The following is a 17,275-nucleotide window of genomic DNA, read 5'->3' as shown; positions in this document are numbered from 1 at the left end:
ACATAATGTCAAGAGCTCTACGTTGGTCATCTGGGGCCCGTCTCCCCATAGGGTTCCTGTTGCCAGGTATAAACTAAGGCAACGACGTCAAGCAGAGAGTTTTACTTGCCCCACGAATGGGGATCACTCACTCGGTTGACAATATACAAAAACGAAATATTAAAAATCAAGGCGCTGTAAAAGCGGTTTTTGGCCTTCTTGAAGGGTGTTCAATCTTTACAAAAATCTTACGGGCAACTATATTTGTACCAAATGAATATCGTCGCGTGTGATGGACTGAAGTTTGTGGCGACCGCTGAGGGAGCCTTTGCGGGCTGTGGCCTTGTGGCGCAGGTCCGTAAGTCCATTACCTCCCCCCCCCAATGTAACTAGAAGTTTACCTACTGGCGGTCATTCCGGTTCTTCCCATACATTAAAAAAATCCCGTGCGAGTTGTTCGCCATGGGCTTTCTTGCGTTGTGCGCATTTTTGCGCCCGTTGTCGCGTTTTGCCGAGTCCGCTTTTTGCGGTCGCGGCTCTTTGGTTTTAAGGAGAAAATAAATCATGATGCGTAATGGCATTAACTCTTATTTGACCACGCTGGTCATGGTGCTGGCGCTGTTGTTCTCGGCAAATGCCTTTGCTGCAACAGAACAATCTCCCATCTCGATTGAAGGCAAAGACTACACTTTATTCACAGGTTTTACGGCAACGGATGGTTCTATCACTAATACTAGGTATACCTATTCGAATGTAGTGGATGGAGATCCATCTACAAGGTGGAGAGATATTGAACCTGCTTCAGGTTTCTCATATGTTGAATTTAGATCAGATGTTCCTATTTTCTTAAAGGGATACAAACTAAATTCATATGACGAAAGTGAATTTCATCCGTCGGAGTGGAGATTATTCGCTAAGGCTGATGAAGATGATGACTATGTTTTAGTATCAGAGTACATCGATCAGACCTATTCGGGAACAGAACATAATTACCCTGTTGTCAATGAAGTGAACAATCAATATAGATTTTTCCGCTTTGAATGTACAGAAGAAGACCGAAATATAGGTTTAACAGAAATTAGACTGTATGGCTATAATGTGACATATACTCATCTCACTCCGCAGTCGGCAACTTGCACCCAGCAAGGTGTATTGAGAGAATGTTATCTTCGTGGGGATGGAAAATATTTTGAAGACGAGAATGGTGAAATAGGGTTAGATGTAGATGAATGTGTGACAGCGATGTTGGCTCATGTAACTGAGCATCATGAAGCTGACGCGAATCATATTGAATACTGGCAGTGCTCTGTATGCGGCAAGTTTTTCTTAGATGCCGATTTGACAACGGAAATAATAGAAGCCGAGACGCAGGTTGTTTCGTATCTGAATTCTGATGGAAATATGGTGCGATTGATGGAGGACGCAACGAAAGTTACAAGCAGTATGACTACATGGGATGAAGGTTGGTATGTTGTCTATGAAGATGTAACAGTTGATGATCGTATTACTGTAAATGGTGAAGTTCATTTGATATTGGCAAATGGTAAAACACTTAATGCAAATAAAGGAATCACTGTAGCAACAACAGCATCTTTTAATGTATATGCACAAACGGAAGATGAAATGAATATGGGTACGTTGAATGCTTCATCTCCCAATTCGTTGACTCCATATGCGGGAATCGGGTGTGCGTATGGTAGTGGTGACGCGGGTTCGATAACGATTAATGGTGGAAAAATTACAGCACGAGGAAATCTAGGGGCTGGTATTGGATCAGTTCAGTTTAGATCGGTTGGATCGATTACGATTAATGGTGGAATTGTCGATGCAGCAGATGCTAAGGGAAGTGGTGCTGGGATTGGCAGTGGTCAAAGTGGAAAAGCTAGTGCCGTTAATCTAAACGGTGGTGTTATTTATGCAAAGGGCATTGGCGCTGGACAATCCGGAACTGGCAGTATAACAATTAATATTTCGAACGGAATTAAGAAAATCGTTGCAACATCTAATAATTCTGGATGTATAGGGAATAAAGAAAATATTACCGTTAATTTTAAGAATGAAGGAAGTATAGTCACTGGTGTTGCTAAGGATGAGATATTTGACGATTCTGGTGAAGGAGAATGGCGAATTATTCGAACCAAAGCCTTGAATCACCATACTGTAATTGATGATGATATTAAGGCTCATATAACAGTAAATCCAGAATATGCTCTTGCTGGAGAGTTGATTACACTGACTCTTGGTGTTGCTGTTGATGCTTCATCAGTAAAGATAAATGGAGGAGCAGTGTCATTGTCTGATGTAGGAGAAGGTACATACACCTTTGTTATGCCAGATGGTGATGTAAATGTGGCGGCAGAGGTCGCGGAAACATATTCTGTTGATTTCCCCGAGCACATGGAAATTATTAGAACATCCAATCCTGCAGATGGTGACGGTAAATATATTTCTGGAACAGTAGTTGAGTTTAGACCTTTGTTTCCTTATACAGCAACTGATGTTTCTGATGGAACAAATATGTTGGTTGCATCAAATAGTGTATATGGTGTGACTATAGGAACATCTAATATAAACATTTCTGCAACCATAAATCGTGAAAGTTTTATTAATTTGTCCGAAGCAACTAATAATTTCACTGCTGTAGATGGAGATGTACTTAGTGGTACAACTCAATATACAGTGATGGTTGCTGATAAGGCTAACATTTCTCTTTCAGGTGCTACAATCAATGGTGGAATTATCTGTGATGGTTCGGCATCCATTACTCTTGTGGGTGAAAATAATGTAACTGGTGCTTATCAAAAGGCTGGTATTCAAGTTGGAGGCTTAGGATCAACTCTGACAATTAGGGGTGAAGGTTCATTAACCGTATCGGGTAATCATAATTCTGCTGGTATTGGCTTGAGTCAAGCATGGAATGTTGATGCCATAGGTGGAGATATTGTAATTGAAGGTGGAAATATCACGGCAATTGGATATTCCCGGTGGGGTTCAGGCATCGGAACAGGAGTAATCATTAGTGAGGTTACTTCGAAAACTGCAAGACTTGGCAATATTACCATTAAGGGTGGTTCTGTAAAGGCTGTTGGCGGTACAGAAGCAAATGGCATTGGTACGGGTTATACATATTATGGTTCTAAGAATGAAATTGGTACTGTGACTATATACGACGATGTCGATGTGGTGGATGCATCAAGCATCAAGAACGGCGAAAGCATAATTTATATGCACGATGATATTGATGTGTCTGTAAGTAAAAATGATTATTTCGGCATTATTGAAAATGGAGAACGTAAAATCATATATACAGGAATCCCTGCTTTTGATGTCGAGGATCAGACATATACAGGAGAAACAATTACACCAAAGCCAACGGTTTCATTAGGTTCTCTTAATTTCACCGAAGGTACCGACTACGAATATTCATATTCCAACAATATAAATGTTGGCACCGCAACTGTAACTGTTACATTCAAGGGTGATTATGCGGAATTCGGTTCTGTTTCAAAATCCTTTAATATCACGAAGGCTACGCCCACAGTTGAACCCCCGACTTCTGCCAATCCGAAGTACGCTGGTGCATGCGTCGCACTTGTAGCCTCTGGATCCTCGAACTCTGGGGATATGCTTTACAGCGTGTTAATGGAAGGCGGGTCACAGACTGCTTATTCCACCGATATTCCTTGCGCTGATGCTGCAGGCAATTATACGGTTTACTACAAGGTCGAGGAAAACGATAACTGGTTTGGCGTGGAGGAACAGTCTGTCGATGTGACTGTTGAGTTGGCTAAGTTCAAGGTTACCTATGTTGATGAAGATGGTAGCGAAATTAGTTCAACCGATTATCAGTATGGTACGCCAACTACGCTGCTTGTTCCTACTCGCGAGGGGTATGCCTTTGTGGGTTGGTACAAAAGTGCTGACTTCTTTGGCGAAGCCGTGGCTTCCATTGCAGACGACGCTACCGGAGCATTGACCTTCTATGCCAAGTGGCAGGAACTTCCGACTCTGGTGAATAAGGGCACCGTCAGTGAATGTTTCGAAATCTCCAGCGTTAATCAGCTGTATAGCTTTGCGGCCCTTGTGAATGGAGTTATCACGGCATCACAACTCCCCAGTGGTTATCCGGTTGGTTCAAACATCTGTGGCAAGCTGGCGAATGAAATTGTGGTGAACGAGAATGTGCTGGATGACGAAGGCAAACTGAATACGGTGACCGAAGGCGGATTCAGGACCTGGACTCCCATTGGAAACAGCAGTAAACAATATACAGGAACTTTCGATGGGCAAGGCTTTGCTATCAAGGGACTGTATTTCAATGAAGGATCAAAAGATAGTGTAGGTTTGTTTGGGTATGTAGGTTCTGACGGAAAGGTTGAGAATGTAGGTGTTGAGGATTCCTACATCCGAGGTTTAAACGTTGTCGGTGGCGTAGCTGGATATAATCAAGGTTCCATTGCAAACAGCTACAATAGCAGTTCTGTTGCTGGCGGCGATAATTATGTCGGTGGCGTTGCTGGAATCAATGTAGGTTCCATCGCAAACAGCTACAATAGCGGTTCTGTCACTGGCGGCGATATTTTTGTAGGTAGCGTTACCGGAATCAACGATGGTTCCATCAAGAACTGCTTTGCAAAGTCTGGATCACCGGTTGGCCTTGTCAGTCCAGCAGGTGTTGCCTTTAGGGACGAAACTGAATTCCATGACGGTACCGTCGCAATACTTCTCCACAATGGAACGAATGGCTACGTCTGGGGGCAGAATGTTGGCACGGACGCTTATCCTGTTCTTTCCAACACTTATGATGCAGAAGGAAATCTGCAGCCTGGCGTAGTGAAATTCAATCTTGAATATGTTCTGAACGAAGGTTCTAACGCAGCTAATGCCGCAAGTACACATTCCTACGGAACCGAAACTGAGCTGCCGATCCCCACCCGCGAAGGTTATGCCTTTGCTGGCTGGTATGAAAATGAGGACTTCTCTGGTGACGCTGTCAAAACCATCGTCGCCGCCGCTCAGATTTCTGCAACAGCGCAAACCGTTGGCGAAAACACCATCTGGACAAAGAAATATTACGCCAAGTGGAGTTTTGCCTATACCATTACATACGAGTTGAATGGTAAGGATGCTATAAACTCGGATGTGGATAATTCCGCAAATCCTTCGGTTTACCTTGAGGGTGTAGAACTTTCACTTGCTATTCCTACCCGCGAAGGCTATGGCTTTGTTGGTTGGTACAACAGTGCTGACTTCTCTGGCGAACCAGTGTCCTCCATCGCAGCCGACGCCTCCGGAGCAAAGACTTTCTATGCCAGGTGGCAAGAAATTCCTGTGCTGGCTGGTAATCAGTGCTACGAAATTTCTAATGTAGAACAATTGTACGGCTTTGCCGCCCTTGTGAACGGAACTGTTAGCGTTCCAGCCGACATGCCTTCTGGAGTAAGTATTTGCGGCAGGCTGACGAAAAACATCTATGTGAACGGCAGTGCAACAAATCCATTGCAGTCTCAGTTGGTAAAGGATGCTGATGGTAATGTGACCAACGGAACTAGCTTTAGGACCTGGACTCTCATTGGAAACCGCAGTAAACAATATACAGGAACTTTCGATGGGCAAGGCTTTGCTATCAAGGGACTGTATTTCAATGATGAATCAGAAGAAAATGTCGGTTTGTTTGGGTATGTAGGTTCTGACGGAAAGGTTGAGAATGTAGGCGTTGAGGATTCCTACTTCCGAGGACAAAACTATGTCGGCGGCGTGACAGGATTCAACGAAGGTTCCGTCACAAACTGCTACAACAGCGGTTCCGTGAATACTACAGGTGAATACTCCAATGTAGGCGGCGTGACAGGATCCAACGAAGGTTCCGTCACGAACTGCTACAACAGCGGTTCCGTGAATACTACAGGTGAATACTCCTATGTAGGCGGCGTGATAGGTTTCAACTGCGGTTCTGTCACAAACAGTTTTGCAAAGACCGGTTCTGCAGAAAAACTGATTGCCCTAGTCTATGGGGATTCTTTTGGATCCGGCTTCAAAACTGGAGAAGAATTTTCTAATGGTACTGTTGCAGCCCTTCTCCACAATGGAATTGACGGTTCTGTCTGGGGCCAGAATCTTGCCGATGAAATTTCTTACCCTGATTTCAGCGGAAAGATTGAATTCAACTACGGTTCCATCGTGATTGCTGCCGACAAGTCCAAGGCGACGATTCTCGGTAATTCCACGGAAACAGCAAATGTGCCTAATCCGGTGGAAGTGAACTCTGTTGAATTTGAACGCACTTTCGTGGCTAGCCCTGAAGGCCTGAACATCGCCAATACCATTGTGCTGCCCTTCTCCACCAACGAAGGTACAACGGCCAATGCAGACTTCTACGCCTTTACGGGCGTAACTGTGGAAGACGGTGTCTATACAGCCGAATTCAGAACGGAAGTCAAGGTTGCCGCCCTGGAAGCCGGCGTTCCCTACGCCGTCATCCTAAAGGAAGAAGCTACGAATCTGAACATGACCTTGGGTTCTCCTGTTTCCGTGCAGACCGCTGAATTGAACAACCCCAAGGTGGGCGATTGGGAATTCTCAGGCTCCTACGCCAACAGATATTGGGAAAACGGTTGCACCGCCCTGGAATGCGTCTATGGCTTCGCCGCCGCCGATGATGTAGATGGCATCTACAAGGCCGGTGACTTCGTGAAGGGCGGTTCTGACGTGAGCGTCAAGCCCATGCGCGCTGTGCTCAGTAGAACCTCAGATCAGTCTAACTCCGGCAACGGAATGCTGCGTGCTCCGGCATACCGCGGCGTATCCAGAGCTATCGCAGAAGATGTGCCCGAAGTGATCGCAGTCCTGTTCGGCAATGCCGATGGCGAAGTCACCTTTGTGGGCCAGATGAACACCCGCACCGGCAATATAACCCTTGAAAAGGCTGACCGCTGGTTTGACATGAAGGGCCGTCGCCTCAACGGCAAGCCCACTGTCAAGGGGACCTACTACAACAACGGCAAGAAAGTGATTATCAAATAAGGCGACAGGAAAATGCAAAAAAAGTCAACCGACAGAAAATCTTACGCAAAACCCTGCATGAAGGTGGTGACGCTGAAGCACCGCACAAGTCTCTTGCAGGCCAGTATGAATCATGGAGAATTTACCCTGGATGGATTCCAGGAGGAAAATGAAAATGTTTAAGACCAAAGAAACAAAAATGCAGATGAATAAAAAGAAGGAATACGTACAGCCCAAACTCAAGGTCATCAAGCTGAAGCAGCGGGCAAGCCTGCTGTCGGGAAGTGGTGACCCTGACGTTATCACTCCCTGCTTCGGCAGCCAGTGCTCTCAAGATTAAGACAAAACCCTGCAGAATGCAGGGTGTTTTTTTGCGGATTAGTGGAAATATTGTTATATTCGTAGTATGTTGAACAAGTATAAAATCCCGTATATAAACATGTGCATCAGGCTTTTTGCCAAGCGTTTTCAGCTTACCCTGCAGGTGGCGGCTGAATACCTGTGCCAGTTTAAGGGGATTCGTTTTCTTGACGAACATTACGCAGTGGAACATCTTCTCCCAACGGACGAGGCCCTTGACGACCTGGTTGTCATCTGCAAGCGAAACGGGGGTACAATCGGATGATTCTATATCATGGAACCAACGCGGAATTTACGACGATTGACCTGAGTAAGACGAAACCTTACAAGGATTTCGGCAGGGGTTTCTATGTTACCGACATTCGTGAACAGGCTCTAGAATTGGCGAAAAAACGTTCAGACATCTGGGGTGGAAATCCTGTTGTCCAGGAATATTTTTTTGACGAGAATGAACTTGCATCCGAAAATCTCAAGGTTATGCGGTTTGATGGTCCTACAAAGGAATGGGCAGACTTTATCTTCAAGAATAGAAGTCGTTCACAACAGTTTCAGAACCCCTTTGACATTGTTCAGGGACCGATTGCGGACGATGGCGTTGCGTATCTTCTGAACTTGTATGAAGATGGTTTGAGAACTCTCGATGAATTGGCGAAGGAGCTAGAGTACAAGAACCTGAACAATCAGTTCTGTTTTTTGACAGAGAAGGCTCTAGGTTATTTACGGAGGCAAGGTTAATGACGACAGCGCAAAGCGAGTCCTTGGTTTCTAGGATTGTGGAGAAGAATGTCCAGTTGCTTGTGGATGATTTTTCAATTGACCTGGAGACCGCCTTTAACTTTGTTTATAAGTCAAAGATTTTTGACTCGTTGAACAAACCGGAAACAGGCTTGCGTGCCCGTAGTGCCTCGTATATTTATGAAATCCTTCGGGACGAGTATATTTCTCAAAATGCATAAGAAAGGGTGCTTTGGGGATCGTTTTGCCGGTGGATTTTTCCCGATACGATAATTTTTTCCTTCTGTTGCGTATTGCGCTTGGGTGTCCGGGGGCAAGTGTTGGCGCGTTTCCGCGGCTGTCTGCGGATGAGTGGGAACGCATTTACAACGAGGCGGACCGGCAGACTCTTCTGGGGCTTGCGTTTGACGGGGTGATGAAGTTGCCCCAGGAACTGCGCCCTCCCATGGAACTGATGTTCCAGTGGGCCAGCGAGGCGGAGACTGTGCGCGGTCTAAATGAACTCTTGAACAAAGAATGTGCTCTTCAAACGAACTTCTTTGAAAAAGAAAATTTCCAAACTGCTATTCTGAAAGGGCAGGCCAACGCTAGACTTTACCCGAATCCGCTCTGTCGGCAGCCGGGAGACATCGACATCTGGGTGTCAGGCGGAAAGAAACGTGTTGTAGAGTTTCTTGGTCAACATGGTCTCAAGAATCGTGGCTATTCTACAAAACATCATGTACACTTGCCCAAAAATAAAGATGGGGTTGACGTAGAAGTTCACTTTACTCCTTCGTCGGGAAACATGAATCCCTTTTCAACAAGACGATTAGTGAAATTTTTGAATGGCGAACTTTCTTGTCGGGAACGGACTCCTGAGGGCTACTATGTTCCGAACGTTAAATTTGCCTTGGCGATGCAGTTGTCTCATGTCCATCGTCATTTTGTCACAGGTGGTGTTGGCCTGCGTCAATTGCTGGATTATTACATTCTCCTTAGAAGTTCATCTGTCGAAGACAGAAATGAAATATCTCGTCGTCTAGGTTCCTTGGGGTTGTCTCATGCCGCCGCGGCAATCATGTGGGTCCTTCGGCAAACTCTCGGGCTTGATGAATCGTTGATGCTCTGCAAACCGGATTCATTCCGCGGAGAGTGGATGTTGAAGGATATTTTGAAAAACGGGAACTTTGGATACCACTCTGAAAAAGTCCGTTTGAAATGGCTCTATTGGTGGTTTGGCAAAAGACGGGATTCCCTGAAATATTTCCGCTACGATGCTGTAGAAACCATATGGGCGGAAATCGCCTATTGGATTGATTTTTTCAGTAAAGTTTCTCTTCGAATCAAGTATCGCAGAATATCTTTGCGGGATATCCAGTTTTAGTATTGTTCGGCAAGGCCGCTATGCTCTCGGGTGGGTTTTCTTGAAAGCCTCGCGAAGGCGTTCTGCACTGACGTGTGTGTACACCTGGGTGGTAGATATGCTTTCGTGACCCAGCATTTCCTTGACGCTCATGATTTCGGCGCCGTTTTCCAGCAGGTGTGTTGCAAAACTGTGGCGAAGTACGTGGGGGCTTGCCTTGCCTTCCCAGCCAATGAGTCGCAGTAGGTTATGGATGTCGTTACGAAGGGTACGTATGCCATAGGGCTTGCCGTCTTCGCTTAAAAAGACATAGCCGGTGGCCGTGGGCACGTGGCCCGCCTCGATCTGCATCTGCTTGAATTCGCCGATGCGGGAAAGCAGTTCTTCTGTTACGGGGACGATTCGTTCCTTGCTACCCTTACCGAACACCCGTACCAAATGCTCCGAGGTCATGATCTGGTTCCAGCAAAGCCCTTGGCATTCGGAAATTCGAAGGCCGGATCCGTATATCAGCTCTAGCAGCAGTCTGGCTCGAACCTGAGGCAGGGTAGGGTTCTCAAGATCGGGAAATTTGTCGAAGGCCAGGTCCTTTTGCCCCATGAAGCTTACCAGACGCTTGGGCTTCTTGGGCATGGGTACGTTTCCGGCGGGATTTGTCTGCAGCACGTTGGAACGGACCAGGTACTTGCCAAAGCTCTTTAGGGCGGCAAGATGTTCGCAGATGCTGGTGGGGGCCAGGCCCTGCTTGATTTTTAAGTCCCACACAAAACCCTTGACGTTCATTTCGGAAAAGGCGGCCAGGGGCTGATCCGGCGTTTCGCTTTCTTTTGCAACGCCGTTTTTTTGGGGGCTGCAATCGCCATTCAGGTGAACCATGAATTTGTCCAGGGACTTGCGGTAGGTATCGACGGTTCTGGGGGAGAATCGCCGCTGTGCCGTAAGGTAGGTCAAAAACTGTTGGATATATTCCGAAAGGTTCATTTTGCTGGGGCTGTATTGGTTTACGATTCAAAAATAATCTATCTTGCAAGACAAGATATGACAATCAGGAAGTTTTTTGCAAAATCGGCAAGTTCTACCGCCCGGAAGTTTTCGTTGTTCCGCGGGGTGCTTTTGGCTGTTGCCGCTTCCTGCAATGTCTTTGCCGCAGAACGAGTGACTGGGGCCAACGCCACCCTGGATATTGAACCGGGTGCCCGCTCGGCTGCCCTCGGTTCCGCAGTCATGGCTGTGGATGGGGACTATCTTGGATTGCTGTCCAATCCCTATCAGCTGGCCAACATGAATTACGCCTGGGCAAGTTTCTCCCATACGGAATACTTCGAGGATACCAAGTACGACTTTGCCTCGGCAACCATTCCTCTGGCTGAAGGCCAGGGCTTGGGAATCGCCTTCGCCCGCTTTGGTGCCGATGACATTCCTTACATTAGGGATGGCGAACCCTTGCCGGAAGGTTCCGACTACAGAACTCTTTCTATTGCAGATTACGTTTTTTCTGTGTCCTTCGGTAAAAGGCTTACGGACCGCCTAGACTTGGGCGTATCCTTTCACGGTCTGTACCGCGACATGGACCAGACCGGCTTTGGCTTCCGCGGTGACGCGGGCCTGCACTTTAAGGTACTGAAGGACTTGTATGTGTCTGGCCTTCTCAAGGGCTGGACCAGTTCCGCCGCCAGCTGGGAATCTGGAACCTTTGAATATTCCTCTCCCGAGTTCTACCTGGCAGCAAGCTATGGCCTGCCGGTTCCGTACCTTTACGGAAAGCTGAACTTCTACTGGCAGGGCGCAGGAATGTTCCATCACGAAGCGAGAGCACTTGATTTCGAGACGGATCCCGATGTGGGTGGCCGGTTCTGGGAAGACCCGCTGGACTGGCTGCAGGGCGGCCGCGGCGGTCTTGAATTCGCCTTTGACTTCGGTTTGACTCTTCGTGCTGGTCTCAGTAGCTTCTCTACATTGCAGAGCGTGACTGCTGGTGCCGGTCTTGTAATCGCCAAGTTCCTGAAGGTTGACTACGCCTTCGAATCTCATCCGGTGCTTTCTCCTGTACACCGCGTCAGTGTGAGTGTAAGCCCTTACCTGTTTGCCAAGAAGCCTAGGGCGGGAACTCCCGAGGCCGTGGACTATCCTAGCGGCCGCAAGGTCTTGACCGAAGAGGTGGAGGAAGACTACTACGAGGAGGCTGCTCCCGCCGAAGTGATTCCCGAAACCGTTCCTGAGACCGTCTCCGAGGAAAAGTTGGAAGAACCTGCCGCAGCGCCTGCTGTAGAAAAGGTTGAATCTGCTCCTGTAGCTCCTGCAAAACCCATGATCGTTGAGGAAGATGACGAAATTCTAGAGTAAGGCGTCTTTTTACAATGCTTTTTGTGTGATGAGTTTCACATTTTCCCTTTTTTAGTTTATATTTCTAGTATGCCTCAGTTGAAGAATTATCGCGAAGTCGGAAGTTTTGACTTGATCTCTGCACCCCTTAATCCTATAGGGGCCTTTGATGCTGAACAGTTCAAAAAGGACGTTCGCCAGCTTTTGACTGACAAGGCCGATGAAAAGTTCCTTGCCGTTGACTTGACCGGCCTGGATTTCGTTTACAGCGATGCCTACAACGCCTTTATCCAGTTCCAGCAGGAAATGCATAAGCGTGGCGGCATGTTCGCGGTTCTTACCAACAACAAGATTATTGTGGATGGCCTCAAAAAGGCAGGCCTCGACAAGTCCATTCGAGTCTTTTCCCTTGAGGAGGACTTGATGTCTTTCTCCCTGCAGGCTCAGACCGCCGAGCAGGAAGCTCCCGAAGAAGAAGTTCAGGAGCATCACCGCGGTGCGGTTGCTTCCCAGAATATCCGCGGCGACATTGCCCAGAAGGCTTCTCAGTCCCTGGATCGCCGCACCGGTACCCATCGTCGTTTTACCAAGAGCTTCAACGCCATCGTAAAGGACGAAAATAAGAAGAAGGGTGGCCTTGATGTTCCCTTTGACGAGGAACCGTCCTCTGTGCGTACGGTTGTTATCGTCGTGCTGCTGATCTTGGCTGCTATTGGTGGAACCTTCGCATTCTTTAGCTTCTAGTTTCGATGCCCATCGAATTTCAGGAATATAAGGGAAAGAAAAAGCGAGTCATTTCTCGCCACAAGTTCCCTTTGCTCCGTTTGATATTTGTGGCGGTTGCTGCGTTCTTTGTTTACTGGACAGGGCTTGTTACGACAATCGCCAATGCTCTGCCCTTGCCAGGTAACGAAGAAACCGAGGACATGGAAAACTGGGAGAACATTTGCAAAAGCTATGGTGGAACACCCTTTGCCCTTGAAAAGGGCCTTGCCCAGTGTTCATGGATTATAAACGATTCCACATTGTCCCTTAGCTTGCCCAATCCGTTCTTGCGGTATGTGGCTTCCTTGCGCAGTGGCGCTGCATCCAAGCTTCATTGGGTTGCCCCGGCAGATGATTTTTCCAATGCTCGCCTGGTACTTCATGAAGATGGCAATGTTTATGAGTATCTTCACTTGGCGAACAAGGATTCCAATTACGTTTGGGTTTCCAAGAATTCCGGATGTAGGTTCCCTGGCGTATGCCCGCAGCTTCCTATGCAGTGGTCTGCCTTGACCATTACCGACGACTTCGATTTTGAAGGCCATGAATCCCTCCTGGCAATGGACGTTTTCAGGGGAATCGGTGAAGCTCCTATTCTCCCCGTGCTTCCGGGCAAGGTTCTGGATATGGGGAAGGATTCCTTGGGATACTTTGTGGAAATAGACCACGGATACAATGTGACTAGCAGAACCTCCGGCATGGGAGCCTTGAACGATAGTTTGTCTGTAGGCAGCCTGGTTCTTGCCGATGCGTCTGTTGGCAGGCTTAATCCTCAGGATAGTTCCATTTTCTTCTTGACTGTCCGCCAGAATGGTCTGTTTATCCGCTGGAAGGATTTCTACGCTGCAGCCCATCCGGTAGACGCAAAAGACATGGCTACCTTTGAAAAAAGTCTAGGTTTTTAATAACTTTGGTTCTATGAACCAACCCCAGTACATCAAGAGTCTTGTTGCCGCCTTGTGCATGGCTTGCGCCTTGCTCATGTTTGTGGGTTGTGAAAAAGATTCCGATGGGCCTATCAGTGTTTCCTCCAGCGAAAACGAGTTTACGGGTCATGGTTTCTTCCTGGGGGCTTCTCTGGACTCAGGCCGTGCTTTCCATTTGGTCAGTGACACCTTGTTCCTTGAACTAAAGGATATCTGGTCCTTTTCCAATTGTGCCCTTACCTCCATTGAGCGCAAGTACGAAAAGCAGGATTCTGTGCTTTTGCTCCAGCCGGTCATTAACATCCATGCTACCGAAGAGGATTGTGCCGCCCCATACTTTAGGCCTGATACAACTTTGAAGATCATCCTTGGCGAAAATCTTATTTCCGGGGTTTCTGTCCTCAAGGTGAAAAACGATGCCGACTCTATCCTGGATTCCATTTCCATACGTCGAGGTTCCTTCCAACGGGATACTTTCTTTGTCTATATGGATTCCAGCTTTGCGGATGCGCACAACTTTCCTCTACGAACCAAGGAAAAGAAAAAATCCAAGGCGATCCCTTCGATGATTCGTGTACTCGACTCCCTGACGCCTCGCGTTTTTTTCTGGCGGACCATGAAGTCCAACTGCACTCACCGTATCGACATGTGTGAGTCTACGGTTCCCGATACATTGTATCCGAACAGCTGGAGCGTCAACGACACGAACTTGGTTCCGATTCATTACCGTTGTGCAGATACGAACCTAGTTTACTGCATAAACTCCAAGTGGGAGAATGATTCCAATTCTTTGGGATCCTTGCAGGAACGCCCCGATACGATTTGGCACTATAGCACATACTATACAGAAAAAATTCCGGAATGCGCTTCCTACAATTCCTTTTCTTACGCCTACTACGGGGTAGGGCAACGCGTCCGCTTTATTCGAGAACTGATGATTCCCGATGAAACGGAAACATTCTGCGGTCCTGCTTCAAAACCCCAGTGGATGGTTTACAATATGAGTGGAAGCAAGATGGTTGTGGACAATGACTCCGTAGCTATTCTTGATACGTTGTCTAAAATTTGGGAAGAAGCTTCTGTGGCTCCCGATACATTGATTGTCGAAGAGAAGTAGGCTTTTCGGCAAAAGGGGATTTATGATTGAATATTCCTTTGCTCAAGAAATTGCAGAATCCGATAAGCAGGTTGTTCTAGACTCCCGTATTTATAAGGACTGGTTGGAAGCCTCTCAGAAGAAGTTCAATGTGACCAAAGTGCATTTTGCCTCGGTTGATTTCTTGCGCAAGGGACGTCAGCCCTTGTTCATCAAGCTGGAGGCAACGGCGACTCTTCCGGATGGCCGCCCGGTTCACGGCATTGTTCTGGTTCGCGGTAATGCGGTTGGCATTTTGGTTGTACTTCGCTGCGAAGGCAAACCGTACCTGCTGTTGGTTCGTCAGCCCCGCTTTGCAATTTCAGAACAAGCCTCCTTGGAAATTCCTGCAGGCATTTTGGACTGGACCGGTGACTATCGCAAGGTGGCGCTTTCTGAGCTGGAAGAAGAAGCACAGATCAAGGCCCAGGATTCCGAACTGATTGACCTGATGGATTTCTGGTACCAGGGGGCAAGCGAAGGCTTTGCTGCTAGCTGTGGACTTCTGGATGAGCGCATTCGTTTGTATGCAATCGAACGGGAAGTCACTGCGGAAGAGCTGAAGGCCATGGACGGCAAGGACCAGGAGTACACTGAGGAAATCGAATGGATCCGTACCGAGGTGCTGCCATACGAAGAAGCCGCCCGCAAGTTTGTGGACGGCAAGAATCTAATTGCGTTGTTCCTGTATGAACGTTGGCTCCGCTCCCAGGGTCGAAGCCTTTAGCCGATCAAGTTGTTGATGGTAAGGCCCAGGAAGAAGATAATCAGGTAGCCGTACCACAGACCTGTGAGCACGTAGTTCAGTGCGCGCTTGTAAGCCTTGGGTTCGTTCTTGTTTTTTTCGCGGATGGCAAGAATATTCTTGCGCAGGAAGTATCCGGAGCCTGCAAGACCCACAATTGAGGCCAAAATAAGTAGTACGTATGCCATAGTGAGCCATAAGATAACATTTTTTTTTATATTTACCAACGGTTTTAGACTGCCCGTGGAAAATACTCAGTCCAAGGTCTGGATGTGATATCTTCCAATAGCGGGCGGCTATTTTATTATAAAAACGAGGTCTAATTGGCTAACGAGAAGTTGGATTCGCTGATTGCTAAGGCATGCGAAGCCGCCGGAGTCTCTCTGGTGGAACAGGATATGTTCCGCGCAGGCAAGCGTAAGACGCTGCGCCTCTACATTGATAAGCCGGAAGGCGTTTCCATTGATGATTGCACCAATGTGAGCCATTTCCTTTCCGACGCCCTGGACCTTGATCCCGAGATTATCGAAGGCGCCTACACCCTGGAAGTTTCTTCCCCGGGCTTGGACCGCCCCTTGAAGTCGGATGCAGATTTCATCAGAAATAAGGGTCGCTTTATCCGCGTGACCCGCCCTGCAGGTAAGCCTGTGGTGGGTAAGCTGATTGAAGTGGATGAAAAGAATTTAACCCTGGCACTCAAAGGCAAGAAGGAAGAAGAAATCATTCCTCGCGACGAAGTGCTTGTGGCAAAAGTGGATGTACAAATCTAATAGGAAGGTCATGCTATGAAGAACGAACCGAAAGAAAATTTGCTCGAGGTGCTCAAGACGGTCGTCGAAGCAAAGGATATGGAAGATTCCATTGTGCTCAATGCACTTAAGGAAGCTTTGATCACTGCTGCCCGCAAGTACTTGCACATCGAAAAGAAAATCGAAGTTGATTTCGACGAAGAAAACAACGAAATCCGTGTGTTCCTCCGCGTGGCCGTCGTTGATGACTATCCGGACTATGACCCCGAGATGACCGCTGCCCAGGTTGAAGAACTGGATAAGGGCTATATGCTGGTTGAAGAAGCTCGCGAATTCAACGAAGATGCTCAGCCCGGTGACTCTCTCGAAATGGAAATTCCTATTTCCAACTTTGGCCGTCAGGCAATCCAGACTGCTAAGCAGCTTTTGAACCAGCAGATCCGTGATGCTGAACGTCAGAAGATCACTGACACCTACCGCAGCCGCATCGGCACCATGGTTAACGGCGAAGTGATTCGTTTGGAACAAAGTAACATCGTCGTTCGTCTCGGCAAGCAGACCGAAGCCATGATTCCCTACCGCGAACAGATCAAACGCGAACGTTGGGCTCAGGGCAATTCCATTAAGGCTGTTATCGCCCGCGTTGATGAAAATACCAAGAACGGCGCCCAGGTGATTCTTTCCCGCGCTAATGGCGACTTCCTCAAGGAACTCTTCCGTCAGGAAGTTCCCGAAATCTACGAAGGCGTTGTCGAAATGAAGGGTGTTGCTCGCGAACCTGGTTTCCGTGCAAAGATCGCTGTTCATTCTCGCGACGAAAAGATCGACCCCGTTGGCGCATGCGTCGGTATGAAGGGTGCCCGCGTTCAGACTATCGTCCGTGAACTGGGTAACGAACGTATCGATATCGTCCAGTGGAATCCGGACCTGGATGTGTTCATCCAGCGCGCTCTTGCTCCGGCAAACGTTATCAAGCTGATCCACGTGCCCGACACTCGTCGTACCGTTGTGATTATCAGCGACGAAAACCTGGCTCTTGCTATCGGTAAGAACGGCCAGAACGTTAAGCTGGCTGCCGAACTGGTGCAGCGTAATCTCGACGTCTTCGGTGAAAAGGAATGGTCCGAAAAGGACGACGAAACCAAGAAGATGATTACGTCTCCTTCCGCAGCAGACATGGCCCACGCAAACCGCAAGGCTGGCCGCTAATAC

15 protein-coding genes are annotated in these 17,275 nt (G+C 47.7%); 13 read left to right on the top strand and 2 right to left on the bottom strand.

Annotated features, from left to right (window positions below; genetic code table 11):
- Nucleotides 1-543: 543 nt before the first annotated feature.
- From MJZ26_01425 to MJZ26_01400, 6 genes are all read left to right on the top strand, one after another.
- Nucleotides 544-7,002, top strand: a complete 6,459-nt coding sequence (locus tag MJZ26_01425; protein ID MCQ2104430.1) for an InlB B-repeat-containing protein — start codon at nucleotides 544-546, stop codon at nucleotides 7,000-7,002.
- Nucleotides 7,003-7,014: 12 nt separating this feature from the next.
- A complete protein-coding gene (locus MJZ26_01420) occupies nucleotides 7,015-7,164 on the top strand; it encodes a hypothetical protein (GenBank protein ID MCQ2104429.1) in 150 nt (49 codons plus the stop codon).
- On the top strand, nucleotides 7,157-7,321 hold the full coding sequence (locus MJZ26_01415; protein ID MCQ2104428.1) for a hypothetical protein: 165 nt from the start codon (nucleotides 7,157-7,159) through the stop codon (nucleotides 7,319-7,321). The genes MJZ26_01420 and MJZ26_01415 overlap by 8 nt, the downstream gene beginning before the upstream one ends.
- A 66-nt stretch (nucleotides 7,322-7,387) precedes the next feature.
- Complete coding sequence (locus MJZ26_01410) at nucleotides 7,388-7,606, top strand: DUF3791 domain-containing protein (protein ID MCQ2104427.1); 219 nt, start codon at nucleotides 7,388-7,390, stop codon at nucleotides 7,604-7,606.
- Complete coding sequence (locus MJZ26_01405) at nucleotides 7,603-8,076, top strand: DUF3990 domain-containing protein (GenBank protein ID MCQ2104426.1); 474 nt, start codon at nucleotides 7,603-7,605, stop codon at nucleotides 8,074-8,076. Before MJZ26_01410 ends, MJZ26_01405 begins: the two co-directional genes overlap by 4 nt.
- 250 nt (nucleotides 8,077-8,326) lie before the next feature.
- Entirely contained in the window at nucleotides 8,327-9,442 is a 1,116-nt protein-coding gene (locus MJZ26_01400; GenBank protein MCQ2104425.1) for a nucleotidyltransferase family protein, read from the top strand.
- 18 nt (nucleotides 9,443-9,460) lie between these two features.
- Here MJZ26_01400 and MJZ26_01395 read toward each other — a convergent pair whose 3' ends face one another.
- On the bottom strand, nucleotides 9,461-10,402 hold the full coding sequence (locus MJZ26_01395) for a tyrosine-type recombinase/integrase (GenBank protein MCQ2104424.1): 942 nt from the start codon (nucleotides 10,400-10,402) through the stop codon (nucleotides 9,461-9,463).
- Nucleotides 10,403-10,459: 57 nt separating this feature from the next.
- On the opposite strand from MJZ26_01395, the gene MJZ26_01390 reads away from it, so the two are divergent.
- The 5 genes from MJZ26_01390 to MJZ26_01370 all read left to right on the top strand — a co-directional run bounded on the left by MJZ26_01390 (nucleotide 10,460) and on the right by MJZ26_01370 (nucleotide 15,296).
- Complete coding sequence (locus MJZ26_01390; protein MCQ2104423.1) at nucleotides 10,460-11,764, top strand: hypothetical protein; 1,305 nt, start codon at nucleotides 10,460-10,462, stop codon at nucleotides 11,762-11,764.
- Nucleotides 11,765-11,833: 69 nt separating this feature from the next.
- The gene (locus MJZ26_01385; GenBank protein MCQ2104422.1) at nucleotides 11,834-12,487 is read left to right on the top strand and encodes an STAS domain-containing protein; all 654 of its coding nucleotides are present in this window, start codon (nucleotides 11,834-11,836) and stop codon (nucleotides 12,485-12,487) included.
- Nucleotides 12,488-12,492: 5 nt separating this feature from the next.
- On the top strand, nucleotides 12,493-13,413 hold the full coding sequence (locus tag MJZ26_01380) for a peptidase M23 (protein ID MCQ2104421.1): 921 nt from the start codon (nucleotides 12,493-12,495) through the stop codon (nucleotides 13,411-13,413).
- 13 nt (nucleotides 13,414-13,426) lie between these two features.
- Nucleotides 13,427-14,551, top strand: a complete 1,125-nt coding sequence (locus tag MJZ26_01375; protein MCQ2104420.1) for a hypothetical protein — start codon at nucleotides 13,427-13,429, stop codon at nucleotides 14,549-14,551.
- A 22-nt stretch (nucleotides 14,552-14,573) separates the two neighbouring features.
- Nucleotides 14,574-15,296 carry an NUDIX domain-containing protein gene (locus tag MJZ26_01370; protein MCQ2104419.1) on the top strand — a complete coding sequence of 241 codons (723 nt, stop codon included), beginning with the start codon at nucleotides 14,574-14,576 and terminating at the stop codon, nucleotides 15,294-15,296.
- On the opposite strand, the gene MJZ26_01365 is transcribed toward MJZ26_01370, so the two are convergent.
- Nucleotides 15,293-15,502 (bottom strand): hypothetical protein, encoded by a 210-nt coding sequence (locus MJZ26_01365; protein ID MCQ2104418.1) that lies wholly within the window; start codon nucleotides 15,500-15,502, stop codon nucleotides 15,293-15,295. The genes MJZ26_01370 and MJZ26_01365 overlap by 4 nt on opposite strands.
- 135 nt (nucleotides 15,503-15,637) lie before the next feature.
- Between MJZ26_01365 and MJZ26_01360 the strand changes: the two genes are divergently transcribed.
- Nucleotides 15,638-16,084, top strand: a complete 447-nt coding sequence (locus tag MJZ26_01360) for a ribosome maturation factor RimP (GenBank protein MCQ2104417.1) — start codon at nucleotides 15,638-15,640, stop codon at nucleotides 16,082-16,084.
- A 15-nt stretch (nucleotides 16,085-16,099) separates the two neighbouring features.
- Nucleotides 16,100-17,272, top strand: a complete 1,173-nt coding sequence (gene nusA / locus MJZ26_01355; GenBank protein ID MCQ2104416.1) for a transcription termination factor NusA — start codon at nucleotides 16,100-16,102, stop codon at nucleotides 17,270-17,272.
- The last annotated feature ends 3 nt before the right edge of the window (nucleotides 17,273-17,275 follow it).

This window comes from Fibrobacter sp., assembly GCA_024398965.1.
In the GTDB taxonomy this organism is placed as follows: Bacteria; Fibrobacterota; Fibrobacteria; order Fibrobacterales; family Fibrobacteraceae; genus Fibrobacter.
Note: the sequence above shows the minus strand (reverse complement) of the source record. Positions and strands in the feature narration are given on the sequence as shown.

What these genes read in the sequence shown, in the direction of transcription:
- MJZ26_01425 (MCQ2104430.1), top strand. Translation starts at nt 544, where the DNA reads ATGATGCGTAATGGCATTAACTCTTATTTGACCACGCTGGTCATGGTG.
- MJZ26_01420 (MCQ2104429.1), top strand. Translation starts at nt 7,015, where the DNA reads ATGCAAAAAAAGTCAACCGACAGAAAATCTTACGCAAAACCCTGCATG.
- MJZ26_01415 (MCQ2104428.1), top strand. Translation starts at nt 7,157, where the DNA reads ATGTTTAAGACCAAAGAAACAAAAATGCAGATGAATAAAAAGAAGGAA.
- MJZ26_01410 (MCQ2104427.1), top strand. Translation starts at nt 7,388, where the DNA reads ATGTTGAACAAGTATAAAATCCCGTATATAAACATGTGCATCAGGCTT.
- MJZ26_01405 (MCQ2104426.1), top strand. Translation starts at nt 7,603, where the DNA reads ATGATTCTATATCATGGAACCAACGCGGAATTTACGACGATTGACCTG.
- MJZ26_01395 (MCQ2104424.1), bottom strand. Translation starts at nt 10,402, where the DNA reads ATGAACCTTTCGGAATATATCCAACAGTTTTTGACCTACCTTACGGCA.
- MJZ26_01390 (MCQ2104423.1), top strand. Translation starts at nt 10,460, where the DNA reads ATGACAATCAGGAAGTTTTTTGCAAAATCGGCAAGTTCTACCGCCCGG.
- MJZ26_01385 (MCQ2104422.1), top strand. Translation starts at nt 11,834, where the DNA reads ATGCCTCAGTTGAAGAATTATCGCGAAGTCGGAAGTTTTGACTTGATC.
- MJZ26_01380 (MCQ2104421.1), top strand. Translation starts at nt 12,493, where the DNA reads ATGCCCATCGAATTTCAGGAATATAAGGGAAAGAAAAAGCGAGTCATT.
- MJZ26_01375 (MCQ2104420.1), top strand. Translation starts at nt 13,427, where the DNA reads ATGAACCAACCCCAGTACATCAAGAGTCTTGTTGCCGCCTTGTGCATG.
- MJZ26_01370 (MCQ2104419.1), top strand. Translation starts at nt 14,574, where the DNA reads ATGATTGAATATTCCTTTGCTCAAGAAATTGCAGAATCCGATAAGCAG.
- MJZ26_01365 (MCQ2104418.1), bottom strand. Translation starts at nt 15,502, where the DNA reads ATGGCATACGTACTACTTATTTTGGCCTCAATTGTGGGTCTTGCAGGC.
- nusA (MCQ2104416.1), top strand. Translation starts at nt 16,100, where the DNA reads ATGAAGAACGAACCGAAAGAAAATTTGCTCGAGGTGCTCAAGACGGTC.